The sequence below is a fragment of the Photobacterium sanguinicancri genome (genome assembly GCF_002265265.1).
Taxonomy (GTDB): Bacteria; Pseudomonadota; Gammaproteobacteria; order Enterobacterales; family Vibrionaceae; genus Photobacterium; species Photobacterium sanguinicancri.
Genome location: NZ_NOIF01000036.1, coordinates 1 through 26,528, shown reverse-complemented (window position 1 = coordinate 26,528; position 26,528 = coordinate 1). Strand labels below are relative to the sequence as shown.

Sequence of the window (26,528 nt, the reverse complement as noted above, 5' to 3'; positions counted from 1 at the left end):
TCAATTTTAAATTATGTTTTCCGTAACAATCTTGCCAATCTGCGCATCTTCTATCGGTGCAAAAAAGCCTTCAGCCAGCACCTGTTGCAATGGTGTTCGCGTTTTCAGCGCGAGGAAGAGTTGCTGCCAATCGTCTTCTGTTAGCGCGTCGATATTGCGTAGCCACAGGCCATTATTAATCGGGGGTTCATGGCTTGCTAGGCGCTCATAAATCACTAAAGCGGCGCGATTACGACATGTGCCCGCACAATGAGTACGGCTGATCTTAATGCGGTTTTCACCCTCACTCAGCCCTAATTTTTTCAAATAAGTTCTTAGATGATGGGCTAAATTTCGGCTACCTTCTTTAGCACAACGCCCACCTTCACATACCAATACATGGTGGCGGTGATATAACATAGGGCGGTTTAAATCGACGTGCTTTGGCTTACACTGATACCCTTTGACGACTTCATTACCGTGTGCATTAATGTGGCAGTTTTCACCTAGCCAGTTCTTCCACTTTTTCTTAGCTATAGCTTCATCGGCTGGTATACGCGCGCAGGCTAAAGTCATGTTGAAGCCATCTTGCTTGTACTTCCACTTAGGCACTAATAAGCGATTCGCTCCTGCTTTTTTCAGTGCCGCAGCTTCCGCAACCGATGATACGCCTGTGATTTTTTTGACAAACTCAGAAGGATTTTCAATACCTTCAACATCTGCTAATTGCGGCGCTTCATAAGTGACAAACGGCGTTTGTTGACGGTAAGAAATCGCATGAATACCCGCTTCATCTGCTTTTAACGCAATACTGGAAAAAGCAGCCACGGACTCTGACGCTAAATTATGTTCATCTAGGAAGGTTTGTAGGCCTTGCTGAATCACATGGGCAGGGGTATTTCTGTCGCAACCTATTCCTAAGACCAACGACTTTGGTCGCCATAGCACACATTTATTTTGCCAATCTGCATACCCTTCTGGCACTTGCTGATCACAAATCAATACCAGTCCATCCCATGCTTCGGGAGAGATTGTCGTTAATTGGGTCGCTGCCAGTTCTGGGTGGCAAATCAAATTGGTAGGCATAGATCGCTTTTCACGCCACCAATTCTGTTGCCCTGCGCGTTGTACTATCAATACAGACTTTTCATTCACCACAGCAGCAGAGACGGATGTGATCGCTTGTTCGCATTCAGGGGCTAGCTGCCAGCCAAAAGCGGCACCCAGCATATCCACCGATAAACTCCCTGCGACATCTGAAGCCGTTGTCACTACGGGGGTCGCCGTTAATAGCTCAGCAACACGACATGCTAAAGCATTCGCGCCACCACGGTGGCCTGACAACATAGGAATGACAAAATTGGCATGATCATCAATACAAATCACCCCAGGATCGGTGCGTTTATCCACCATTAGAGGAGCTATCATGCGGCTCACAATCCCTGTGGCGAAAAAGCAAATATGATGGTCATACTCGCTGAAACGCTGCGCCATAAAATCCGACAAAGGTAAGGTTAAGTGCTCGGCTTGCGCTTCATTTTGCTGAAACACCTCTTGACCAGCATCTGACACAAACACAGTGGCAAATGGCAAGGTCTTTGCCAATCGCTGCGCTTGTTTTGCACCATGAAGGGTAATGGCATAAATAGCTATTTTCACGCAGCCACTTCCTTTGCTAACGATGAGGCTTTGATTTGTTGAGCCGAGATTTGCTGAGCTGGGGTTTGTTGAACGAGTGTTTGAGGAGCCACTTTATCCGTAGAATCTTGCTCTACTGACGTGCCGCGTAACACACCACGACGCGCTCGCACTGAAAGCTGCACCATAGAGAAATAACGATGACCTTCAGGCACGTCACGCAAGTCTTGATACACCTCTTGCTTGTCGGTAGTGGCATGCGACACATAGGTAGCACAAGAGAGCATATCCATGCTTTCCAGTAACGCTGTTAACTGAGGAACAATACGCCCCGCTTTGATCAACATGATGGTATCGAACTCTTCCACTAAGCGCGGTAGACATGACAATCCCCAAGTGGCAGGAACCACACAAAAACGTTCTTGGCCGTCAGCTAAAGGGATTTGAGTTTGAGCAGGAATAGCCGTGACCGAAGTAATACCCGGTACAATTTCAACCTCAAGCTGTGGCAATAGTTCTTGTAACTCTTCTTGGATATAGGCCCAAGTGCTATAAACCGAAGGGTCGCCTTCTGTTGCAAAAACAACATCTTTACCTTGTTGTAAACGCGAAATTAACAACAGTGCCGCTTCACGCCACGCTGGAATATTAATCTGCGGATCGCGGCTCATTGGAAAGTGTAAAAACAGCTTTTCACCCTGCATGTCTGCATCTTGTACCGCACCTGCAACGATCTGGTGAGCAAAAGACGCCTGCGAGCCTTTATCCTTTTCAGGAAACGCCACAACATCCACAGTGCTGATTAATCGGTGTGCTTTTAATGTCAGTAGTTCACTGTCGCCAGTCCCCACCCCTACGGCGTAGAGCTTGCCTAATTGTTTAGTCATTATTATTTTCGCTGTATAATTCTGTTTGAAGACGTTTATCAAAGATAAAAAGATGGATAGGGTTTTCTGCTTGATAGCGAGTGTAGTGCGCCAAGGGCACGCCCTGAGAAACAGAGACCATTTGCACTAGCGCCTTGACGTTGCGCTGTTTTGACCAAGTATGAAGTTCGGCGACTGAATCTATGGTGACGGCGGTGGCAACAATAACGCCATCATCGGCTAAACGCTGCCAACATGTATCAAGGATTGCTGCCATTTCACCACGGCTTCCGCCAATAAATACACTCTTAGGTTGAGGTAAACTGGCTAATTCCTCGGGCGCTTTCACTTTCAGTAATTGCACATTGTCGGTCGCGTGTGCGGCAATATTGGCTTCAATCGATTCATAACAATCGTTGTTGGATTCCAAGGTATAAACCTGCCCCAGCCAACACTGTTTAGCCGCTTCAATAGCCACAGAGCCAGAGCCTGTACCTATGTCCCACACACTGTGGTCAGGGCGAATACGCATGCTGCTCAAGGCTAAATGACGGATAGGTTGTTTGGTGATTAAACCACGCTTGGGCATGCGTTTTTCAAATGTATCATCGGCTGCATATTGACCATACCCACCCCAATAAAGTGCTTGCTGGCGTTGTAACACTACAAGATTGAGCGGATTAAAATCCTCAACGTGCTTTGTGGCTAATTCAGCCACTGTGAACGACGTGACCTTTTCTTCTATACCGCCTAACTGTTCACAAACCCATATCTGCCAATGCGGCTGATGATAAGTCAGTAAGTGCTTAGCTATGGCTGCTGGGTGATTATTGCTGTCGGTTAATACACAAAATAAATCCCCTTGCTGCATTTGACTGACAAGGCCCGTTAATGGGCGGCCATGAACAGACAAACACGTAGCGTCTTGCCACGGTAATGCCAAACGACTAAACGCCAGCTGCATGGAGGAAGGGCTAGGAATAAAGCGCAGTTCTGCTGTCGGTAAGTGGTTACTTAGTGTTTTACCTATGCCGTAAAACAAAGGATCACCCGATGCTAAGATAACCACTCCGCCCTCTTCACTTTCTTCTAATACTGCCGTAAGCCACGCTTTATAGCCTTGCGCCATTGATAGACGTTTCCCTTTGCATTGAGGGAACCAAGTTAGTAAACGATCGTTACCTGCAATTATACGAGCTTGCGCCACCGCATTGACCGCACGGCTGGTTAAACTCATGCAGCCATCTTCTGGCACGCCCACAACCGTGATCGCGGGCTGTTCAGAAAAATTGGTATCACCGCTGAGCATTAGACCGACTCCATCAGCAAAGCATGAATTGTTGAAACCACTAATGGGCTTCCCCCCTTACGCCCCACACTAGCGATATAAGGGATTGTGGTTTGATCGATCAGTGCTTGCTTTGATTCTTCCGCTTTCACAAAGCCAACAGGAATACCTATGATGAGCGCTGGTTTAGCTTCGCCCGCTTCAACCATACGTAATATTTCAAATAAGGCTGTCGGCGCGTTGCCAATAGCAATGATAGAGCCATCTAAGACACCCGCATCACACGCATATTGCATCGCTTGAATCGCTCGGGTTTCACCGCTGGCTTTAGCACGTTCAATCACTGTTGGGTGGCTGATAAAGCAATGTGCTTGGTTACCGTGGACAGATAGACGCTGCTGGCTCAATCCCGTTGAAATCATGGCGACATCGGTAATAATGTTGGCCCCTGCTTGTAGGGCTTGAATACCCAAACTCACCGCATCCTCACTGAATTGAAATAACTGAGCGTATTCAAAATCACCAGTGGTGTGGATGGCGCGGCGTACGACATTCCATTCAACAGATGTGAACGAATGTCCGCCGTGAAATGCTTCTATTTCGTGGTCGATAATCGCGAACGAATTATTTTCGATTTGTCGACCTTGTGCAGTCATTTGCTGCATCTTATTCATGGTATGTCCTTATGCGCTGACGAGTATGCTGCCGTACTTTGATTTAAGGTGCTGGATTCAAGGAGCTGGATTCAAGGAGCTGGATCCAAGGTGCTGAGCTGATCTATATTTCGGTGAACGATATTGTGCTCACTGGAGCTGTAACAGTTTTTCGTATGATGGGAAGGTGAATAGTGTTTAGCCAGTAGGCTGCCATCAAAATCAATCAAGCGAAACTCGATATTGACGTGATGATCAACATAGACAGCTGCGTGCTCCGCAGCTTGTTGGCATAACAGATCTAAAAAGGCTTGTGGGGATGTTTCTCGCCATAAATCTAAAACATGGCGGCCCGTATTCGCCTTGCTTATTTGCTGACACAACTCTGCTGAGCACTCGCTTTGAACAGCAAGATCAGCCAATAGTTGAAAATCGATGGCACGACCCGATACGTGGGTCATCATGTGGCCAGCCACCATTTTGGCTAACTTGCCAATCATGGCGACAACCGTCACCGTTTGTACCCGATAGCGCTTACTAGCACGTAGGCCAACGCCGACAAAATCGCCCGCTTGAATAAAGCAGATACTGTCTAAATGTGGCAGCATTGCCATGGCAGATTTTTCTGAGCGAGACCCAGTTGTAAGCACAACGTGATTTTGTTGGTTCGCGTTAGCAATTTGAACCGATTGACGCACTGAAGCAGAAAAAGCAGAGGTGGAATAAGGTTTGACCGTGCCACGCGTGCCTAGAATAGAAATGCCGCCGATTAATCCTAGACGAGGACCAATGGTTTCTTTGGCACGTTCTTCACCATCTGGGACCCGAATCTCTAATGCAATACCTTGCTGTGTACTTGCTTGCGACGGACTTGTTATAAGTTTCGCATCAACATTGAGGTTCCATTCTAGCTGCACCATATCGAGGATATTAGCCCGAGGAACAGGGTTTATCGCAGGTTGCCCAACGGGTAGCTCCAGCCCCGGCAGCGTTACTCGAGCAACCCCTACACCACCATCAAGCGTCAAACCTAACTGTTCACTCCATTGTGCAAAGCACTGAATTTCAGTATCGTGGGTACAATCCGGATCATCGCCTGCATCTTTAATAACGCCCGCGAGTACCGCTCCTGCGTGATGCTCAAGCCGAGACACAGCAAAAGTGGCAGATTCTAGATTGGGCAGCGTGATTGTTATAAAAGATGGTGAACGCCCTGTTAGCAAGGCATGAACAGCGGCTCGACTGGCAGCCGCAGCGCAAGCGCCAGTTGTAAAACCAGAGCGTAGATCACTGCGTTTTTTAGAACGCTTAACCTTGGTAACCAAAGCCCGCTCCACTGATTTTTTGACTCGCCATGACGCCTTACCATTCCATTGTGGTAATGTTGCATAGCTTAATCTTAAAGCTCGGCATTCATTACAGGGGTTACAATACAATTACCCCCGAATAGCCAAGCGCAACGATAGAGAAATCGCTGGAAGGTACGATGCTGAGTATCCCCGCTCAGAATTCGGAAGTTAATGAAGTAACAGGTATCCTGACTGACGACTAGACCACTTTAACCCCTTCCCAAATGATGCAATCATCATCCAGTGGCTTGGTTAAAACTCATCGCTTACAGTTGCGGGTACAGTTCAGGTTTTTCACCTGATTCCCTGCATGGTATTCACCATGTTCACTCAGTACTTTGACTGAAATGACATTACTTATTATGTGGTTTATTATCAAACTAGTTTAATGATATGCCCCTAGTTATCAACAATAATATTTACTTTTCATCTACTTAAATTACGTGTGATGCCTTTAGCTCAAAAATATTCATTTCAGTGTTCATCGGAATACCTTCTCCGCATGACCACGATGTTCGACCATGCAGAATATTGTTTGCGCATCGAATCCACTCGCCGTGGCTAACCACGTAAACCGTTTTTCCTGCGTGTCGTCTTGCTAAAGTACGCAAAAATCCCACAACTCGGTGTTCAAACATCGACTCACTTTCTGCCAATAGCTCTGCTGCTATTGTGTGACACGCATCCAATCGTTTTTCATAGCGTTTTTGATACGCTAACCAGTGTTGAATAAGTAAGAAACCGTCATCACATTCATTTTTTCGCTTACCCTCGAGAATACCAAACCTTCTTTCCCGTAAACGTTGATCTGGCACGATATATCCACCACTTTTATTACAAATAATGCGTGCAGAAGCCATCGCTCGCCCTAAGTCACTCGTGTACACCACATCAGGTTTGTATAAATGACACAATCGGTTATTCACCGCTGTACGCAAGAGGGTTTTCCGTCCTTGAGTGGTTAACGGACTATCGCGCCAGCCTTGAAGTTTATTCGCCAGATTCCATTCTGTTTGACCATGACGAATCAAAATAAGTGTAACGCTAGCTTCATTTGGATTTAAAAGCCCATGCAGATTTGTTGAACTCATTAGATCACTTGGTTATTGGTTATTGGTTATTGGTTATTAGCGTAAGCGAAGGTTCGAAGGGTTAACACCTAACAAACCGTAATTTAAAGTTTACACTTTGGTGTATTTTTACAGAAACAGCATAAGGCTATGGTATAGCCGCAATCAAGCAAAGTCGGTATTATCAGCCTCAGCAATTTATTGTCGCTTTTCACTTTTTCGTACTCAGTGAAAAGCTTGTAAGTCCTTTATTTTTGGTCATTTAAAGGTTTACACCTGTGGAAGGCAATAGTTCGGTCAAACTCGCCTTCCCGACTCCTCACACTACTTCCCTAACGGTAATGTACTTTTGTATGTTGTCGATTTTTTTGTGCCTATTTTTCGTGCCTGTAGTTCAATGTTATAGCCATCTATCGGCATGGATAACTTCGTCCCACTCTTTCAGGTACAAAAAAGCCAAGTGACTGGCACTTGGCTCTTATATTACTGTGATGCATTATCACGCTTTACATGTGAAGCATATTACATGCGTTCAACTTTCATTTTTGGCACTTTAACATCCACCACACAAGTCATTTCCATATGGCGTGAAGGCAATGTTTTGGTGTCACAGTGACGAAGCTGAGCCACACCTACGCCAACAGCCTTACTGGTTAAGCAAGATTGGACATCACCGTATGATGACTGCGAACCGTTGCGGTCTAGCACAGTCTCATTTTGGGTAAAGTGCTTCTCGATAGCAACTCCGTTAGTTTCCATAACAGCTAAAGATAATGCACGATCACGTGCCGCTTCTTCCAGCGTTGTAATGCTATCGCGATCACCGCCAGCAACAACAACTGTTTGCTTAGACGTCACGTAAATACGTTCACCAGCGGCATCCGTCTCATGGATAACATGCATGTTAAGCTGACTTTCACACGAGCTAACATCACCAAAAATCTTTGATTTTGCCGGTGGTACGTGAACGGTCACCCCTGGCTCAGATGCACAGCCAGCAAGAAGAAGTAATGCCGTTGCTACACTAAGCTGTTTTAATTTGTTCATCGTGTTTTTTGCTCATCTGAAAGTAGTTTTCAACCATAGGAATCGAATCTAAGATTGCCATGTTCTTAGGATCAATCACGTTAGCTTTCTTAATCAGCTTGTAAGCCTGTTTGAACTCACTCTCAAGGAGCTTAATCATCCCCATGTTATGAGTCGCAATTGCCTGATCAGCAACGTTTGGCGATGCTTGCGCAATTTGCTGGAACATAGCATACGCCTGATCATAACGTTGACGCTGAGCATATTCATTAGCAAGATCAATGCTTTCATCATCACCACTTAGCAAACGTACAGTGATGTACTTTTGGTGTGGCGTAAGATCTTGGGCAACATGAACGGAAAGGTCTTCTAAAATCGAGTTGTTCATGCTGTCCCAACCTTGCAGTTTAGAGTGCGCGGCACCTATGCTGTCTAGGTCATTATGCTCACTGTTAGACTGACTAAAGTAGTTACCAGACGTTACTTCACGGCCGTTTTTCGTCACAGAATAAGTGACTGTTGCTGAACGCGTACGTTTTGCATAATAACGGAAGTAATTACCATCATCCGATTTCACTTCTTCTTGCCATGTCGACTCGTCTTTATCCCAGCTGATCTCGCCAGTAACAACAATGCCAAGCCCTTTATTTGCAGGATCAACATAGCCATATTCACGAATTTTACTACGTAGCATCTTTGAAAAAACAGGGCCTTTACTTTTTTCAGAAGAAGAGAAGTTACTCACTTCTATTTGCTTATAATTAATACCTTTGTTGCTTGGTGCTGCAATGGTTGAGCCCACTTCAGTGTAAAAAGCACAACCTGATGTTAATAGTGTTGCAGCAAGTACAGTAAAGCCTAACAAGCTTTTCATCATCGCTTTCATACCACTACCCCTCTAAAGATGCTAACGCTTGCTTCATTGCTTCTTGCGCTTCTTCTGAGTCAAGTTTGCTCCAAACCTGATCGTTACGTGCTTTTTCAATTGCAGCTGCCATATTTGATTGGTACGCATCGTTTGTCATTGCAACTAAGGTATACATACCACCAGTTGGTGAAGTTAGCGTTGTCATGACACGTGCATCACGAATAACGGTACTAACCACGTTGTTTATGGTGATTTCTACCATTTCAGAAACGTGTTCATCACTGACTGTTTTAGTCGTTGTGCTTGATTGCCTAGTGACTGCATCAAACTTACTTTTGATGTTATTTTCCAGCTGTGAGGCTAAACGTTGTTGTGCATTGTTCAACGCAATTTCACGCATGATGCCTGAGCCAGCAACACTTTTCTTGGCGTAACCCACACCAATAATTTCGTAACCTTGGGGCGTTACTTCACAAACCCATTTTGGCGCTTCTTTTGAAGGCATATCAGGGAAATAGCAATCGGCTTTTTGAATGTCTTCCGCTGTTTCAATGCTCGAACAACCGACCATAGTAACGACACCAAGAGCGACCATTAGCTTTAACAAAACTTTATTCATATCAATCTCTACCACTAAGCAATTATTAATTGAGTAATTTTAATATTATTGTGACTGTGCCAAGCAACAACAGGTATTCACATACGCCATATATCACAATGCATCAGAAGTTTGACACAAAACACCTACCAATTGAACCATGTTTTTATCATGATGTTAAGTTTCAATCGCAACTCAAGGGCAACAGAAATAAGCAATGCATCACATTGCGCATAATACACTTACGAAATGATTTCATGTTAAATTAAAATGGTATTTTGGGAAAGGCCATATCCGCACAAGGAATAAGCAGAGTAAGACTTTATGACACAATTAATGGTGATTAACGTCGCCTCACTATATGCAGATAAATATTATGATGAAGAAAAGAACATTCCAACACTGTATGTTCAGAGAAATACAAACTTCAATCCATAGATAGTAAGCGGCTTGCGCCTGTCATCAGTACCTGTTTTACACCCATTAAAAAAGGCATACCTAAGTATGCCTTCTGTTGTGTAATGCTAAATAGTGCTTAGATCACTTGAGCCATCAATAAGAAGCACCCAAACAAGAAGCTAAGGCCAAGCGCAATATTACCGCCAGATGCTTGGTATAACATACCCTCAGCCGTTTGAGCCGCTTGTAACTGTATTTGATCGTTATCTTGCTGACGCACTTTCACTGTCATAGCCATTGGTACAAAAATCGCCAAGAACACCAAAATAATGCCGGCATAACCTAGCACTGCAAGGAACTGATCGGCAGCAAGCAAGGCACCAATAAGTGGGAATATGAATGTCAAAACATAAGTCACAACACGGTTTTGCTTAAACGCATCTTCATTTTGATGGTATAGCGACATCGCCACGCCAAGGAATGATGTTAAAAGCGCAAGCCCTGTAAACACAGATAGAATCGTATGAATACTACTGTATTTAGTACCTAATGCTGCAATAAGCTCTGACACATTAGCAAAATGCACCAGTTGTTCAGAGGTAAGGTTACCCACTGCCGCATATAACCAAAGTAAGTAACAAAATAGTGGAATAATCGAGCCTATTACCACCATATTGCGCAGCTGCTTTTGCGATGCACCTTCGTTATAAGTCACTAATGATGGAATAACGACCATAAAACCAAAGCTAGTGAATAGCACTGAACTTGTTTTGATCAAATCCACTTTACTGTCGCTAGTGACTGTTAATAGGTTTTCCATAGAAATAGACGGCACCAGCGAGAACAAGGTCATCACAAGTACAACTAGCATCATGCCAAATAATACGCGGTTGAGCTTATCGACCACCGCGGTACCCGCAGCAACCACAACACCAGCGATTAACGTAAATGCGACTTGTGTTTGTAGCATCGTCAATTCGAGGCCTGCGCTTGCCGCCATTTTCTTCACTAAGTCACCGGCACCTATGATGTAAGCCATTAATAAACATACTAATAGTGCGTACAACAAACCATTTGTGACAACTTGTCCGCCTTTACCCAGCGTTTTTCGTGCGATGGTGTTCATACTTAAACCGCCACCCGCTTTAATGCTGGCTTCCAGTAAAAGCAATGCTGCGTAAGTCGTGCCCGACCAAATGATGAGCATCAGCAATGTGCCCCACACTAAGCCGAATTGTGCTAATACCATAGGAATAGCAAGCATACCTGCGCCAAGTGCAGTACCGGCAATGATCAATGCACTGCCCATAATTTTTAAATTCACGGTGTGTTCCTTAAAGCGTTTTTATTCTCGTTTTATCCATTTTCAGCATACATTGGTCGATGTTACTGGCCATATAGGGATAATATTCATTGTTAAGCGATAGGTTGCTTAAACCATCTGAATTACGCGCAAAAGCGCTTCATAAACGAGAAGTGATTAAATCGCTCTAAAGCAATAAAAGAGGTAGCAGAAATTGAGGGGTGTGAATTATCTGAACAACCTTGCAAGGCTGCTCTTTGTTTATCACCAGACACTATATGCAATATAGCCCCTAGATTGGTGTGAATCATCATCGTACTCCTAAAACGATCAGTCCATTATCATATTGGTGGCATTCCTTATGCCATCAATGCAGTATTTTCCATGGTCAGTGAAAAATGCTGTTTGTTCGGTCAATAAGCAAAGTAATAATCTAAAGAACAAAGCACAATACACGAGTGCTATTTATTTGCTTTATACCACAGCAACGTGACATAGATCACATTTGCGTTTGCGGGATATAAAAAAGCCCCGTGTGATATCACGAGGCTAATTAGCACTTTATCAAAACCACCTAAGGTGTTTTAAGCCAGCGCTGTATCAGATTCAATCGCCACTAGCATTAACCGGTTAAACTGTCCTGGTTTAACCGCTATAAGGCTGCCATCACCAAATTGAATCCCATCAAAAAAATCGCGTCCCCACTTCACTCGCTTAAATCTAGCGTAATGCGCTTTCGCATAAACACTTTCTAATGCATTCAGTACGCCTTCCTTTTTTGCCTGATCAATGATCGCTGGACTTAATAATTTATTGGCAATCGTCATCCTTGCCTCCTGCTCTTGGGGACTTCATTCCTTTGTACCAAAATCTGGCAATGATTCAATAGAGAATGCATTAAATGAGGAGATTCTGAGCGTTAACCTACACTCTACTGTCGTGATTCAATCTTTCCTACAATAAAGAAACCAACCAGCATACTCAGCGTAAAAGCGATTATCGTAATATTACCGCCACTCAAGGACGTTACAGCAGGACCAGGACAAACACCCGCTATGCCCCAGCCAATCCCAAAAAGTGCGGCGCCCGTCAATAACTTAGGATCCACTGTGTTATTTTTTGTCACCTTAAAATCGCCGTCACAAACAGGTTTATCTAAGTGACGAATAACCAAGAAATAGATCGGCATAAAAACCAGAAGCGCGCCACCCATGACAAACATCAGGCTTGGGTTCCAATCGCCAGCTATATCTAAGAATCCGATAACATTAACAGGATCAACCATACCCGAGATCATCATGCCTAAACCAAAAAGCACACCAGAGGTCAATGTCATGAGCCGCGTAAACATCACGCTTGAAACTATCGTTTGAATCAACATATTTAGCCCTTATAGATGAAGACGAATGAAGGTTGTGGCGATCGCACTCCCCATAAATACACAAGTGGCAATAATGGAACGTTTAGACAAACGGCCCATTCCGCAAATACCATGCCCACTCGTACAACCATTCCCGAGCTTGGTGCCTATGCCCACCAGCAAACCAGCTAGAACGACCATAGGGATTGATGCAACAGGTAAGTCGAGTGGTAATTCAAACCCCAGCATCGGCGCGATTAAGCTCGCAACGACCATGCCGATAATAAAAGTGACTCGCCAACCAAACTCCCCTTTCTGAGGTTTTAGTAAGCCCGATAGAATTCCGCTGATACCTGCAATACGACCATTCATTACCAATAATAACGCAGCAGATAACCCTAGTAACATTCCGCCTCTTAGTGCATCCCATGGAAACTCGCTCATCTCACCATCCTCTACATCTGTACCTATTATTGGCTTCCTACGTTCGCCAATATCCTGTCTAATAAATAGCTTAACCTGCCCCTTAAATTAGTCAACACTAATTAAGTTAAAATTAAATTAGACAAAGCTAATTTAAAGTTTTACAGTGATTCACTAATAACGAAAGTTAAAATAACAATATCAGGAGTGAGTATGACTAAGATTGTGATTATCGGCGGTGTCGCAGGTGGTGCCTCGGCGGCGGCTCGCGCTCGTCGACTAAGCGAAGACGCTGAAATCATCATGTTTGAACGTGGTGAATTTGTTTCTTTCGCCAATTGTGGTCTGCCATACCATATTGGTGGTGATATCCAAGATCGCAGTAAACTCCTCCTCCAGACCCCCGCTAGCTTCCTTGCACGCTTCAATGTTGATGTTCGTGTAATGAATGAAGTCATCAGTATCAATCGTGATGAAAAAACAGTAACAGTCAAAAACCTACTCGAAAATAGCGAATACACTGAAAGCTATGACTTCCTTTTGTTAAGCCCTGGCGCGGGTCCTATTGTCCCGCCTATTCCCGGTGTAAAAAACCCGCTCACCCATAGTCTTCGTAATATCCCAGACATGGATCGAATTCTTCAAACCATCGAAGCAAATAACGTTGAGCATGCAACGGTTGTTGGAGGCGGTTTTATTGGCCTAGAGATGATGGAAGCCTTCCACCAGCGCGGTATTAAAACCACGCTACTTGAACTCGCCGATCAAGTGATGACACCCGTCGATAAAGAAATGGCAGGTTTCGCCCATAACGAAATTCGTGCTCATGGCGTCGATCTACGTTTAGGTGTTGCCTTAACTGGCGTCGAGTATCTACCAGAGCCTCATATCGCCAGTATCGAAGCAGGTGAAAATACCCAACATCAGCACATTAACGGTCACCTCACCCTCTCTTTGAGCAATGGGGAATCGTTAAATACTGATCTACTGATTATGGCGATAGGTGTTCGCCCTGAAACGGCATTAGCAGCAGATTCAGGACTTAAAATTGGTGAACTTGGTGGTATTTGGACAACACCAAGCTTACAAACCAGTGACCCTGCTATTTATGCCGTGGGTGATGCCATTGAAGAAACTGACTTCGTAACAGGCAAACAAACCATGGTGCCACTGGCAGGTCCAGCTAACCGTCAAGGCCGTATGGCTGCCGATAATATGATGGGCAGAAACGAAAACTATCAAGGCACACAAGGCACTGCGATTTGTAAGATTTTTGATTTAGCCATTGCTTCAACGGGTAAAAATGAAAAGCAACTTCAACGCGATGGCGTAGATTACGAAAAAGTATTTGTTCATACTGCCAGTCATGCTAGCTACTACCCCGGCGCTGAAATAGTGTCTTTCAAAATGTTATTTGACCCGAAAACAGGCAAGATCTTAGGGGCTCAAGCCGCGGGTAAAGACGGTGTCGATAAACGCATCGACATCATGGCTGTTGCGCAGCGTGCAGGAATGACAGTCGAACAACTTCAGCATTTAGAACTCACCTATGCACCACCTTATGGCAGCGCAAAAGACGTGATTAACCAAGCAGCATTTGTTGCCAATAACATCATTAAAGGGGATGCCACACCTATCCACTTTAACGAAATAGACCAGTTAACGGATAACCAAGTACTACTGGATGTTCGTAATCCTGCTGAGCTGGAAAATGGCTATATTGCTGGCGCACTGAATATTCCGGTAGATCAACTTCGCCAACGCATGAATGAGCTACCAAAAGACAAAGAAATCATAATTTATTGTCAGGTCGGTTTACGCGGTAATGTGGCCTATCGTCAGCTCGTCAATAATGGCTTTAAAGCTCGAAACTTGATTGGTGGCTACCGTACTTATATCACAGCCAAGCAATAAGTTAAGGCTTCAATATAACAGGTAACAACGATTTACCATTACGAGAAAGGAGCGATTAGGCTCCTTTTTCATCCCTGTCTCACAGTATAAAACGTAAAAAAAAGCCGCAGCAAAAGCTACGGCAAACGCTAGAATAAAGTGATGGTTTACACTGACCCTCTTAACAATTAAGGGCTCAGTCATTATTATAAATAAAGCACGTACTCAAGAGCGTGCTTCTAATATCCTATCTACACTTCCGCGACACGTGATTCTTCACCCGTTTTAACGGTTGTCGGCAATTCATCGTCTAATTCCTGATTAACAGCTTCAAGGGTTGGATCAATCTCAATTTGAGAAGATAACTTAGACGTTAGCATTGCCAGCTGCTTTTCCAACTCAGCAACTTTATCCTGCTTTTCTTGCCATAATCGCTCAAAGCCATCGTCTTCTGGTGTTAATGCCTGTTGTGCCGCAGACACTGCCACTTCAACAGCCAACTCTTCTTTAGTTGGCTTATCAACTCGTTCACCGACTTCAAAACAAGCCGCTTCTAAGATCTCTCGTTGCAGTTCTTCAAACGCTTCTTGCATGTAATCTGCAATCACTTCAAATCCCGGCAAGGATTGGTTACAAGCAACCAAGGAGTAATACATAGTATCGCCATTACTGAAGAAGGTAATATTAAGCGTTTGTCCTGGCATTAAAACAGAAACAGGGTATTGTTGCAGCACTTTCGCACCCATGAAATACAGCTGTTCTTTAGCGCCAGGAACATTTGAAATCAGTAGGTTAGTTGTCGTTGGAACATAGTTATTCACCCCTAACTTACCCGTTATCAGGGAAATACCATTGATCAGTAAAGAATAATTGATGTAAGCATCTGGCGATATTGCCAAAGCCTCACGTTTTAGATCATTGGTGGCGGTTTGAATCGCTTCTAAGCGCTGTAATGGCGTAAGATTCGGGCGGCCTAATTCCACATTACCAATGGTCATTTTATTGCCATGCCCAGCATTCTTTTCGTCTTTATTACGTAAATTAATCGGCATCATTGCGACTAGTGGTTTACGTAATGGCAGAGCCCTATCGTTCAAATAACGATTCAGTGCAATATCTGAAACGGTATAAAGCACATCATTCATTGATGCACCTGTTATTGCACGTAAATGCTTAATTTGCTTGATGGAGAAGTCCCCCAAGCTAAGCGCCCTATTACGCTGCGGGCTAGCATTAAACGGTGTTTTCGGCGCAGAGAAAGGCAAGGTTAAATCACTATGCCCTAAATTAACCGCTTTCATCGCAAGCTTAGTACCAAGACGGAACATAGATGGTAGCAAAGAAATTTGTTTTGATGCTTGTGTAACTGTTTTCATCACCATGTCAGTTAGATGGCTTTCCTGCTTACGCTGAGAGGATGTTTTGCGTAAGTCATGTTGCCATAATGGGCCATTGAAAGACTCCTCTATATCTGGTGAACAACTAGAGGTGAATAACTTACTAGCACGAATGCCGTCTACAACCGAATGATGCATTTTCATCATTAAAGCAACACGATTACCTTCCAGCCCATCAATAACCCACACTTCCCATAACGGTTTTGCGCGATCAAGAACCTGACCGTGAATACGACCAGCTACTTTTTGTAACTGCGCATCACAACCTGGAGCGGGCAACATAGTAAAGTGGATATGATCTTCAATGTTAATCTTAGGTAATACATCCCAACGGGGTTTACCTGTCATGCTCCAATTCAGCTTCCAGTTAAAAGGCTGGCACGCATCCGGCTTTTGCAAAAAGCTCGCATAAACATTTTGCGCAAAATTTGCCGCATCCTCTTTCGGCGGCTCTAGAATAATCAGCCCTGAAACATGCAGAGGCGTTTTCGCTGACTCGAAGGCCACAAAACTAAAATCCAACAGCGATAAGCTCGGCATAAATGATCCTTTTTATTCCTATAACAAATTACTGCATTTACGGTAACAATGAATATTAGATCATTCTTTCTAATTTCATTCTCAGCCTAGTGCCAGCATCACAAAATCAATCTAAAATCGCGAAATATTGACTCTGTGTAACCACACATAAATCACCACGTGATCTATATCGCTTATACATCCAATAAAACGCGCCTAACTCAGTACTCCCAAGACCTACAGCACCGTTGCTGTACTACTGTTTACAAACAAAACCATGATGCTTTTTACCCAAGATAAAATGGTATCTAGTCAACATTATGTGCAAAAAGGATGTGACCACAGTCAACATATTGCATAAAGATGACGTTATTGGCGAAAACTAGAATGAATGCTCTATTCTTTCCTCCAATAATAACAATTTAACAACAATACAATTTAGCGGGTCATCCCTATATCGATAACAAAGGAATGTGATATGTCTGTACTTGAACTTGTTGAAACGCATCCTGCTCATCTAACTCCGCTCATGGCTGGCGCTCATGACTCTCTATCTAAATCACCAGCTATCGTATTCGATCACCATGATGATCTTGTAGATCAAGTCATCGCTAAGGTCGGTAAAAAGATCATCTTAGGCCTCCCACTTGCTATCGGTAAGCCCATCACTTTCGTTAACGCTATCTATCAACGCGCGAAAAAAGATCCTTCGATCTCACTGACTATAGAAACTGGCATCACGCTTGAAAAGCCAACAGGAAAGTCATTCCTTGAAAAACAATTTCTTGGTCCTTTTGTTGAGCGAGAATTTGCTGATGTACCAGATATTGAGTACATGCAAGATATCCGAAGTGGTAATTTGCCTGATAATGTCACTGTCTGTGAATTTTTCTTTAAAGCAGGAAGCTGCTTATATTCTAAACAGCAGTTAAATTATACCAGCACAAACTACACCCATGCTGTGCGCGATCTCATTGATAAAGGTGTAAATGTTATCGCTCAACTGCTGGCATCTAGAACAAGTGACGGTGTAACGTCTTACAGTTTGTGCAGTAATTCAGATTTAGGCTTAGATTTAATACCCGAACTAGATAAGTTAAAAGCGGAAGGAAAAGCGATAGCTGTGGTGGGTGAAGTCAATACCAACATGCCATTTATGTACAACCATGCTGAAGTTCCTGCTAACGAGTTCGATTTTGTTTTAGATGCAAATAGCAAACCTCAGCACCATGACTATGCAATATTTGCCGCACCAAACACTTCTATCTCGCCAGAAGATCATTTGATTGGCTTATATTCCAGTACGTTAGTAAAAGACAATGGTACCCTTCAAGTTGGTATCGGTTCATTAAGTAGCGCCTTAACTTATAGTACGTTATTACGTCACCAACATAACGATGACTACCTGAAAATTCTTAAACAACTTCAAATAAAAGAAAGATTCCCTGTCACACAGCTGGTAGGTGATACAGCACCTTTTAATCATGGTTTATACGGTTGTAGTGAACTCATGGTCGATGGATTTTTACACCTCTACGATGCTGGTATCTTGAAGCGCCAAGTGTTTGAAGACATCAATCTACAGCACTTACTAAACAAACAAAAAATTACAACTAAGGTTTCTACTGACACCTTACTGACGCTATGTGAGCATCAACTTATCTCTGAATATTTAACCGAGTCGGATGTCAGTTACTTAATTAAATTAGGCGTGTTTAAAGAGAGTGTTGTTTATAAAAACGGCGTACTACATATAAATGGCCAAAAAACACCAGCCAACTTACACGATGCTCAGTGCCTACAAGAAATCAGTCAGTTCTGCTTAAACAATGAGCTTAAAGGCGGGACGGTTATGCATGGTGCATTTTTCATTGGGCCTCAAGAGTTTTATCAAGGATTACGTGATTTAACCGAAGAAGAACATAAGCACTTCTGCATGACCAGTGTGAACTACGTTAATGATCTTTATGATCATATGCTAGGCAGCCAACAGCTTAAGCAGGTGCAACGTCAGCATGCTCGCTTTATTAACTCAGCCATGATGGTGACGCTAGATGGCTCTGTTGTATCTGATGCGCTAGCCAACGGCCAAGTTGTTAGCGGAGTGGGTGGCCAATATAACTTTGTCGCGCAATCACACCAACTTCCCGGTGCGCGTTCTATTATCAAAATTCGTAGTACTTGTGTCCGTGACGGTAAATTACAGTCCAACATTTTGTTCAACTATGGACATACCACAATCCCTCGCCAACTTCGTGATATTGTTGTGACTGAATACGGCATTGCGGATTTACGTGGTAAGCCTGACCATGTTGTATACACAGAGCTTATCAAAATTGCAGACTCTCGCTTCCAACCAGGTTTACTTAAGCAAGCTAAAGCCGCAGGGAAAGTTGCCAAGGATTATGAAATTCCGGCAGCCTTTAGCAATAATACGTCAGAATCGATCCATGCATTCTTAGCACCTTATGCTGATCGCAATTGGTTCACCCCTTTCCCATTCGGCTGTAGTTTTACAGATGAAGAGCTAAAGCTTGTCAAAGCACTTAAAAAGCTAAAAAAACAAGTCAGTACACCAAAGGGTAAAATAAAAGCGCTAACTCAATCACTTACAATAAGAAAGGCGACAGAAGAACAACACAAATTATTAAAACGAATGCACCTTGATGATCCCAAAAACTTAGAACAACGTATGACCCAGAAGCTACTTATTAATGCGTTGAGATAAAATTAAAATAACACTGAAGTAATGTAGGTATCACAATGACTAAAAAATACAAGGAAATCGCCCTATGCCCTTATGCGGCGATATGGGGCTGTATGAAGTGCCCTGTTAAGCGTGTTTGTCCAGGCAAGACAACTATTGGTGATAAGCCAATCGAGCCGATAAAAAGGAAACGCTAAGAAGAGAAAGTGATCAATGAAGGAGGATAAACCTCCTTCATTTGTTCTGTTTATTTGGAAAATAATCATGCCGCTAATAAATATTTAAGCTATTAATTTAAAGTATTTTTACCGTAAATGATTGGATAATAACAAATGGACATGTACTTAAAACCAACTGAATACTTTGACTACCAGAATAAATACATTCAAGTATTTGCCGAGAATGTTGAAGGTACGAGCCTCACAGAGAAGGCAATAAGCAGCTACTACCTTGTTCGCGATACTATTAAGTACAACCCCTACACACTGAAAGACGGTGTGACCAGCTTGAAAGCCAGTTACTGCTTAGAAAATCATCAAGCTTACTGTATCCCTAAATCAGCTTTAATGATCGCGTTATGCCGTTACCATGGCATTCCAGCAAGACTTGGGCTCGCCGATGTGATTAATCACCTTTCCAGCCCAAAACTCATTGAATGGTTAAAGACAGATTATTTTGCGATGCATGGCTATGTCGAAGTGTATTTAGAGGGTAAATGGGTAAAAGCAACACCCGTTTTTGATCAAGAATTATGTACTAAATTTGGTGTATATCCGCTCGACTTTGATGGTAAATCTGACTCGATCCTACAGGCAAACACCACTGACGGTAAAAAACACATGGAGTACGTAAAACAGCATGGAACGTTTGAAGATATGCCCGTAGCTTTAATTTTGCAAACAGTGAAAGAAGTCTACCCTCATCTACATCATGAGTTTACAGCAATGTTCAACCTCGCTTCGAATCACAGAGAAGAAACGACCGAATGGAATCAAAATCAAGATTAATTTATTCATTATCAAGAACATGAAGCAGTTCAAAATTCAAACAAATCATCTATGATAGCTTAACAATCAAGGTGTAACATTTACTCACGCTTTCTGTAACACAATGGTGACCTTTATGAGCAGCCGTTTTACTACACAATTGCGATACGAGAATTACTATCGTCTATGAACGATAGCAAGCGCTGGCAGTCTGTACAGCACGCATAGATACCTACCTCACACTGCACTCAACTTCCACCTCAATATTACGGTTCCCGATCCTGGGTAACCTCCATAAATATTCCTATTTTTGCGATGAAACCCTGCTCGCCAAATCATTTACACAGTAATCAGTAATGGTAAGGAAATTATATGGAAATTTTAATGGGTATCGCTGCCCTATTAGCAGCTTTATGTTTATTCTCGCTTTTCAGTTTTAAGGCACCTAACGGAAGTGCCGCAATGAGCGGCTTAGCTGACGCCGCTATCGCAACATTTTTAGTAGAAGCGATTCACAAATACGTAATGGGTAATTTGTTAGGGGTCGCTTACCTTGCTGACTTCGGAAATATGGTCGGAGGTATGGGCGGAATAGCAGCGGCTACTTTAGTCATGCTTAGGGTTGGTATTCAACCTGTATATGCCATAGTAACGGGGCTAGCAATGGCCAACCTTGGTATCCTTGAAGGCTTTATCGTGGGTTACCTTTTCTCTTTCCTTGCCCCACTGTTCAAGAAATACTTACCGGAAGGGGTCGACGTCATCGTTGGTGTACTTGTGCTTGCACCACTCGCAAGGTTGCTGGGTATTTTCATTAGCCCCGCTCTTGAAATGCTAATGGGAACCTTAGCAAACATGATCACCGAGGCGACATTATTCTCACCTCTAGCTATGGGGTTCATGCTTGGTGGGCTCATTAAAATGGTGTGTACTTCGCCACTCAGCTCGATGGCACTTACCGCGATGCTCGGCCTAACAGGTTTACCTATGGGGATCGCAGCAATGGCTTGTGTGGGCGGCTCCTTTACCAACGGTTATATTTTTCACAAACTAAAACTGGGCAAATCAAGTAACACCATCAGTGTAATGTTAGAGCCACTGACTCAAGCACATATAGTGACACGCAACCCAGTACCTATCTTCATGTCTAACTTTATTGGTGGTGCTTTTGCAGGCACAATTGCAGCCTACTTCGGTATTGTGAATGATGCCCCAGGCAGTGCCGCACCAATTCCTGGATTACTTGCATCTATTGCTTTCAATGCACCGCAAACCCTCTTTATGGCAACCATTGCTGCCGCATTTGCTGGGTTACTTGGCGGGGTTATCGGTCATCAAATTTACAAACGTTTACTGGCTGAACGCATCCCTCTTCAACAGTTTGCTAATGGTTAATTCTGACCAAGTAAATAGATTCAACTAACTCACAATAACCTAAAAGCCACTCACTAAATACGAGTGGCTTTATTGTTCATGCTCAAAGCCCATGTCCCTTCTTCATACCACTAATACATACCGCCAAGACATAACTGTCGAAACATAGCTCGCATATGACCATATTGAGAATAAGGTCAAATTTCCCAACAAAATCATGACACCAGATCTTACTTTCAGAGCTTTCTTTTGATTTACCCGCTCTTAGATAGGAGTATTATGCGCAATTAGTGTATATGCCCAAATGGAGCACCAACTTCATGAGTATGATTGGAACATTCCTCTGTAATTTAACATCTAAACAACGTGCTACTTTAACTGCCGCTGTTTTCTCCTTCACATCGATGTCTGCCATTGCGGCCCCTTCGGGTAAAGACATGTCTATTTGGTTTGATGTAGGTGGGCCTGTTGGTGGACCTTACGCAACCGTGGTTCAAAATGGTGCTGTGCAAGCCGCCGAAGATCTTAGCGTTGACCTGCGTGTTATGTATTCCGACTGGCAGCCTCAAAAAATGGTCGAAAACTTTAAACAAGCGCTAGCAGCCAAACCAACCGGTATTGTTGTAATGGGACACCCTGGTGATAGTGCTTTCGAGCCTTTAGTCGATGAAGCTTTTAGCAAGGGAATCAAGGTGACATCTGTTGATACTGCTTTGCCAGAAACAATGGCGACGCAGCAACCGAATGGGTTTGGCTATGTCGGCGTCAGCAATGCTGATCGTGGTATACACCTTGCGAATCAAGCATTACGTGATGGTAAATTTAAAGCGGGTGATCGCGCTTTAGTCTGGGGGATCAAAGATATAGCTGAACGCAGTGATTCAACTCGCGGCCTAATCTCTACCCTTGAAGACGCAGGCTTAAACGTCGATTTTATTCAAATATCACCAGAAGTAGACAAAGATCCATCCCTTGGAACCAATGTACTTTCTGCTTACCTCGCACGTACACCGGATGTGAAATTAATCATGGTCGACCATGGTGCCTTAACCTCACAAATGGGTAACTTCCTACGTAATGCAGGTGTTCGACCTAGTGAATTATTTGTTGCTGGGTTTAGCCTTTCCCCTGCCACTGCTGATGCCATTAAAACGGGCTATGTCCAACTTGTTGCCGACAGCCAACCTTACTTAATGGGTTATTTATCAGTTGTTCAAGTGGTACTAAGTACCCGATACGGTTTCTCTGGCCTTGATATTAATACCGGAGCTGGCTTCGTCAACGCGGCTAACATCGATTTCATTGCGCCTTTAGCAGCCAAAGGCATTCGTTAATGGTTGGAAATGTGTTGGGAATTTCAGGGCTAAACAAATGGTTTGGCCCTGTTCATGCGTTAAAGAACATCGAGTTTTCACTCGTACGCGGTGAAGTCTGTGCCTTGCTAGGTGACAACGGGGCCGGAAAATCAACACTGATCAAATTAATCAGCGGCGTCGAAGCATTAGAACAAGGGCGCATGACGGTCAACGGACAAACTGTCGATATAAAAAGCTATGGTGTAAAAGTAGCGCGGCAATTGGGTATTGAAACCGTCTATCAATCAGGTTCACTTGGTGAACAGCAAAGTGTATGGCGAAACTTATTTCTAGGCCGTCACCTGCGCAACAAACTGGGCTTTATCGATCAAAAAAAAGAACGTCAGCAAGCCACAGAACTACTCAATAAACTCAATTTCCGTGGTGTTGGTGCCAATATTGATACCCCTGTTAATTTACTATCAGGGGGAGAACGACAGGGATTAGCCATTGGCCGAGCAATGTTATTTGATGCCAAGGTGGTTATTTTAGACGAACCAACCACGGCACTCTCTTTGGGGGAAGTTGATAAAGTACTGCATTTCATTGAAACCCTAAGAGAACAAGATCGCGCTTGCCTGCTAATTACGCACAATATGAATGACGCATTTCGTGTTGCTGACAGGTTTGTTGTAATGGACCGAGGTCAAATTGTCGCCGAATACCATAAATCAGATATGACGAAAGATGCCCTACATAAAGCCTTACTTGATGCAGTCGGAAGAGGTGCCTAATGCTAATCTTCTTTGCTCGACATAGGATCCCAACACTGACCGCATTGATCTTGATTATGCTGTGGTTGATGTTCACTTACTTAAGTCCGCAGACTTTTCTTCATCTGCGAATTTATACATCATTTATGTCAACTATCCCTTTCACTGCAATGCTGGCCTTTGCGTTAACATTGCTGATCATTGCACGTGAAATCGACATGAGCTTTCCCTCTGTGGTCGCTTTGGGTGGTTATGTCTTTGCTGCACTTTTCAAAGCAACCCAATCTCCATTTATAGCCTTGATGGGGGCAATCACTGCTGGCGTTCTCTGCGGTATGCTGAACGGTTGCTTAGTGGTTATTTTCCGTATTCCCTCCATCATTACCACTATTGGCACGCAATTTTTCCTCGGTGGTTTAACCACGGTATTAGCTGACGGTATCGCGATAAGCATGCCAGAGATCCGCCAAACCAATCTTCACCCCCTAATGGTTGGCCGCATTGCCGATGTGATCCCAGCGCAAATGCTATGGGCGTGTGCGCTATTACTTGTACTTTGGCTAATACTCGCGTGGCATGTATTTGGCGATAACGTCAATTTCATTGGTGATAACCCCAAAGCGGCTGAAATGATGGGGGTCCCCGTCGAGCGAACTCGCATGTTGCTCTTCATGCAAATGGGCGCAATTTCAGCCTTAGTCGGCGCTTTTGTCAGTATTGAAATGAGCAGTTGGTGGCCTAACCAGGGCCAAGGCTACATGCTACTTGTATTTGCATCTGTCTTTATTGGCGGGACATCAGTGCTCGGAGGCCGAGGTACACTTATGGGCACGCTTTTTGGCGCCTGTATCATAGGTATTCTTGAAGCTGGCATTATCAGCGCGGGGTTAGCTGGTTTTTGGACGCGTTTAATCTACGGCGTCATTATTCTACTTTCGCTCGTTGTACACAGTATCTTACTCAAACAGCATTCTGGTTCGTTATCGCGTTTATTTTCTTCTCGTTAATCAGAATTGTTGGCCTAGTTTTTCATTTTTATTTCTATTTTTGTTTTCATAGTAAAAGGATTCGTTATGGCACAAATTACTATCATTGGGGCGGGCAGTGTAATGTTTACTCGCCAAATTTGCTCTGCCTTGTTGTCCTACCCAGCACTTGCTGGCTCAACTATCACTTTAATGGACATTCAATCTGAAGTGCTTAAACGCAGTGGTCAGGTTGTTGCAAAAATGATTGAACAAGCTAACTTGCCTGTCACCGTAAAGATGACGACTAATCAGTATGATGCTTTGCAAGGAGCTGATTTTGTTATTAATGCTATTCAAGTTGGCGGACTTGAACCATGGCGGCTAGATATAGATATTCCCGCTAAATATGGCGTGATCCAAGAAGTTGGCGATACCATGGGGCCTGGTGGTATTTTCCGCGCACTACGCCATATACCGCCAATGCTGTCGATATTAAAGGATATGGAACAAGCCTGCCCGAACGCCATATTTATCAACTATGCTAACCCTCTCGCCCCACTGACTTGGGCTGCAAAAGAGTTCAGTCAGATCACCACGGTTGGGCTTTGCTACGGTGTCCGTTATACCGTTGCTCAGCTGGCAGGATATTTAGGACAAGGGCCTTGGGTTGATCATCCATCAACGCCTGAACGCTGGCAGAAGTTGATGTACCATCAAGTACCTGAGCATATTGACTATGAATTTGCTGGCATTAACCACATGACGTGGATAACGAAGATGCAGGCTAATGGCGAAGATTTAATGGAGGCAATTCGCCAAATCCCCAATAACCCTGACGTTTATCTGGCTGATGGGGTACGTTGCGAAATGCTCAAGTTCTTTGATTATTGGTGTACTGAAAACCACTGGCACTGTAGTGATTACGTTCCATACTTCAGAAAAAATGAAGACATGATCAATCGCTTTCTACCTCTGCGCTGGAACCTATTAGCACTAGAAGAAAAAGTACATGCTGCAGGCAAAGCTGAGATAGATGCCCAGCTTGCTGGTGAGCAAGACTTTATCATAAAACCCAACATGCTAAATGCACCAAAACTAATCAATGCCACGATAAGCGGTGAACGCGTGCGTATTAACGGTAATGTTGCTAACCAACAAGCAGATGGCTTGCTAATTGAAAACTTACCGCAAAACTGTGTTGTTGAAGTACCAATATGGGTCGATAAAACGGGTTTACACCCGCAAACAATGAGACGGCTACCGACTCAATGCGCCAGCTTGATCAAAACCAATACAGCGGTTCAGGAATTGATTGTCGAGGCTGCGTTAAACAAAGACTTAAATGCAGCACGCTATGCCCTTGCGCTAGACCCTGTAACCGCGACGGTTTGTACGTTGTCAGAGATAGATGCCATGTTCGAAGAGATGGTTGAAGCGCAGCAAGTTTGGCTTGAGCAATACCGTTAATACTAAATCATTAACAAAACACAGAATGGACAAGTCATATTTCCATCAAAAAAGTGGCCAGCAAAAACACTGGCTACATATTAATGATTCAGTTCAACCACACCTTTAACCTACTATCGAAACCCTTTATCAAAATCGACAACAATAGCTTCATATTAATATTCTGATCAAAAATCTCAAGCTGTTGATAACATACATGTATTTTGCAATATACACTTATTTGTTTTATAGAAGCATTGAGATTATGTTAGCTATCACACCAAACCAATAAACGTCATTCTAGTAGTTAGCATGGAATTAAATAATAACACTTAATTAAAACCTGATTT

At 43.5% G+C, this 26,528-nt stretch carries 22 protein-coding genes and 1 riboswitch; of the genes, 8 read left to right on the top strand and 14 right to left on the bottom strand.

Annotation, left to right across the window (positions count from 1 at the left end; translation table 11 throughout):
- Positions 1-6: 6 nt before the first annotated feature.
- The 13 genes from ASV53_RS08015 to ASV53_RS07955 form a co-directional block, all read right to left on the bottom strand.
- Positions 7-1,638, bottom strand: a complete 1,632-nt coding sequence (locus ASV53_RS08015; RefSeq protein WP_094956716.1) for a cobalamin biosynthesis protein — start codon at positions 1,636-1,638, stop codon at positions 7-9.
- Positions 1,635-2,504: a precorrin-2 C(20)-methyltransferase gene (gene cobI, locus ASV53_RS08010; RefSeq protein WP_094956715.1), complete on the bottom strand. Its 870-nt coding sequence runs from the start codon at positions 2,502-2,504 to the stop codon at positions 1,635-1,637. Before cobI ends, ASV53_RS08015 begins: the two co-directional genes overlap by 4 nt.
- Entirely contained in the window at positions 2,497-3,792 is a 1,296-nt protein-coding gene (gene cbiE, locus ASV53_RS08005) for a precorrin-6y C5,15-methyltransferase (decarboxylating) subunit CbiE (protein ID WP_094956714.1), read from the bottom strand. The genes cobI and cbiE overlap by 8 nt, the downstream gene beginning before the upstream one ends.
- A complete protein-coding gene (locus ASV53_RS08000) occupies positions 3,792-4,445 on the bottom strand; it encodes a precorrin-8X methylmutase (protein WP_094956713.1) in 654 nt (217 codons plus the stop codon). Before ASV53_RS08000 ends, cbiE begins: the two co-directional genes overlap by 1 nt.
- Before the next feature lie 71 nt (positions 4,446-4,516).
- Positions 4,517-5,749, bottom strand: coding sequence for a cobalt-precorrin-5B (C(1))-methyltransferase (locus ASV53_RS07995; protein ID WP_239928762.1), 1,233 nt, complete (start codon positions 5,747-5,749; stop codon positions 4,517-4,519).
- Between the two features lie 185 nt (positions 5,750-5,934).
- Positions 5,935-6,123, bottom strand: a riboswitch (cobalamin riboswitch).
- An 84-nt stretch (positions 6,124-6,207) separates the two neighbouring features.
- Entirely contained in the window at positions 6,208-6,864 is a 657-nt protein-coding gene (locus ASV53_RS07990) for a histidine phosphatase family protein (RefSeq protein WP_094956711.1), read from the bottom strand.
- 501 nt (positions 6,865-7,365) lie between these two features.
- On the bottom strand, positions 7,366-7,890 hold the full coding sequence (locus tag ASV53_RS07985; RefSeq protein ID WP_094956710.1) for a hypothetical protein: 525 nt from the start codon (positions 7,888-7,890) through the stop codon (positions 7,366-7,368).
- Positions 7,868-8,755 carry a hypothetical protein gene (locus ASV53_RS07980; protein ID WP_094956709.1) on the bottom strand — a complete coding sequence of 296 codons (888 nt, stop codon included), beginning with the start codon at positions 8,753-8,755 and terminating at the stop codon, positions 7,868-7,870. Before ASV53_RS07980 ends, ASV53_RS07985 begins: the two co-directional genes overlap by 23 nt.
- 4 nt (positions 8,756-8,759) lie before the next feature.
- Positions 8,760-9,356, bottom strand: a complete 597-nt coding sequence (locus ASV53_RS07975) for an LPP20 family lipoprotein (RefSeq protein WP_094956708.1) — start codon at positions 9,354-9,356, stop codon at positions 8,760-8,762.
- Between the two features lie 514 nt (positions 9,357-9,870).
- On the bottom strand, positions 9,871-11,058 hold the full coding sequence (locus tag ASV53_RS07970; RefSeq protein ID WP_094956707.1) for an amino acid permease: 1,188 nt from the start codon (positions 11,056-11,058) through the stop codon (positions 9,871-9,873).
- A gap of 563 nt (positions 11,059-11,621) precedes the next feature.
- On the bottom strand, positions 11,622-11,864 hold the full coding sequence (locus ASV53_RS07965; protein WP_062690462.1) for a hypothetical protein: 243 nt from the start codon (positions 11,862-11,864) through the stop codon (positions 11,622-11,624).
- A 104-nt stretch (positions 11,865-11,968) separates the two neighbouring features.
- Entirely contained in the window at positions 11,969-12,373 is a 405-nt protein-coding gene (locus ASV53_RS07960) for a DUF6691 family protein (protein ID WP_439126480.1), read from the bottom strand.
- 54 nt (positions 12,374-12,427) lie between these two features.
- Positions 12,428-12,841 carry a YeeE/YedE family protein gene (locus ASV53_RS07955; RefSeq protein WP_094956706.1) on the bottom strand — a complete coding sequence of 138 codons (414 nt, stop codon included), beginning with the start codon at positions 12,839-12,841 and terminating at the stop codon, positions 12,428-12,430.
- A 192-nt stretch (positions 12,842-13,033) separates the two neighbouring features.
- On the opposite strand from ASV53_RS07955, the gene ASV53_RS07950 reads away from it, so the two are divergent.
- The gene (locus ASV53_RS07950; RefSeq protein WP_094956705.1) at positions 13,034-14,734 is read left to right on the top strand and encodes an FAD-dependent oxidoreductase; all 1,701 of its coding nucleotides are present in this window, start codon (positions 13,034-13,036) and stop codon (positions 14,732-14,734) included.
- Between the two features lie 230 nt (positions 14,735-14,964).
- Here ASV53_RS07950 and ASV53_RS07945 read toward each other — a convergent pair whose 3' ends face one another.
- Positions 14,965-16,650, bottom strand: coding sequence for a wax ester/triacylglycerol synthase family O-acyltransferase (locus tag ASV53_RS07945; RefSeq protein WP_094956704.1), 1,686 nt, complete (start codon positions 16,648-16,650; stop codon positions 14,965-14,967).
- Positions 16,651-17,107: 457 nt separating this feature from the next.
- Between ASV53_RS07945 and ASV53_RS07940 the strand changes: the two genes are divergently transcribed.
- The 7 genes from ASV53_RS07940 to melA all read left to right on the top strand — a co-directional run bounded on the left by ASV53_RS07940 (position 17,108) and on the right by melA (position 26,199).
- A complete protein-coding gene (locus ASV53_RS07940) occupies positions 17,108-19,357 on the top strand; it encodes an acetyl-CoA hydrolase/transferase C-terminal domain-containing protein (protein WP_094956703.1) in 2,250 nt (749 codons plus the stop codon).
- A 311-nt stretch (positions 19,358-19,668) separates the two neighbouring features.
- Positions 19,669-20,343, top strand: coding sequence for a transglutaminase-like domain-containing protein (locus ASV53_RS07935; protein ID WP_094956702.1), 675 nt, complete (start codon positions 19,669-19,671; stop codon positions 20,341-20,343).
- Between the two features lie 351 nt (positions 20,344-20,694).
- The gene (locus tag ASV53_RS07930; protein WP_094956701.1) at positions 20,695-21,717 is read left to right on the top strand and encodes a PTS sugar transporter subunit IIC; all 1,023 of its coding nucleotides are present in this window, start codon (positions 20,695-20,697) and stop codon (positions 21,715-21,717) included.
- Between the two features lie 299 nt (positions 21,718-22,016).
- Positions 22,017-23,030: a sugar ABC transporter substrate-binding protein gene (locus tag ASV53_RS07925; protein WP_239928761.1), complete on the top strand. Its 1,014-nt coding sequence runs from the start codon at positions 22,017-22,019 to the stop codon at positions 23,028-23,030.
- Positions 23,030-23,785: an ATP-binding cassette domain-containing protein gene (locus ASV53_RS07920; protein ID WP_094956700.1), complete on the top strand. Its 756-nt coding sequence runs from the start codon at positions 23,030-23,032 to the stop codon at positions 23,783-23,785. The genes ASV53_RS07925 and ASV53_RS07920 overlap by 1 nt, the downstream gene beginning before the upstream one ends.
- Complete coding sequence (locus ASV53_RS07915; protein ID WP_094956699.1) at positions 23,785-24,771, top strand: ABC transporter permease; 987 nt, start codon at positions 23,785-23,787, stop codon at positions 24,769-24,771. The genes ASV53_RS07920 and ASV53_RS07915 overlap by 1 nt, the downstream gene beginning before the upstream one ends.
- A 66-nt stretch (positions 24,772-24,837) precedes the next feature.
- Entirely contained in the window at positions 24,838-26,199 is a 1,362-nt protein-coding gene (gene melA, locus ASV53_RS07910) for an alpha-galactosidase (RefSeq protein WP_094956698.1), read from the top strand.
- The last annotated feature ends 329 nt before the right edge of the window (positions 26,200-26,528 follow it).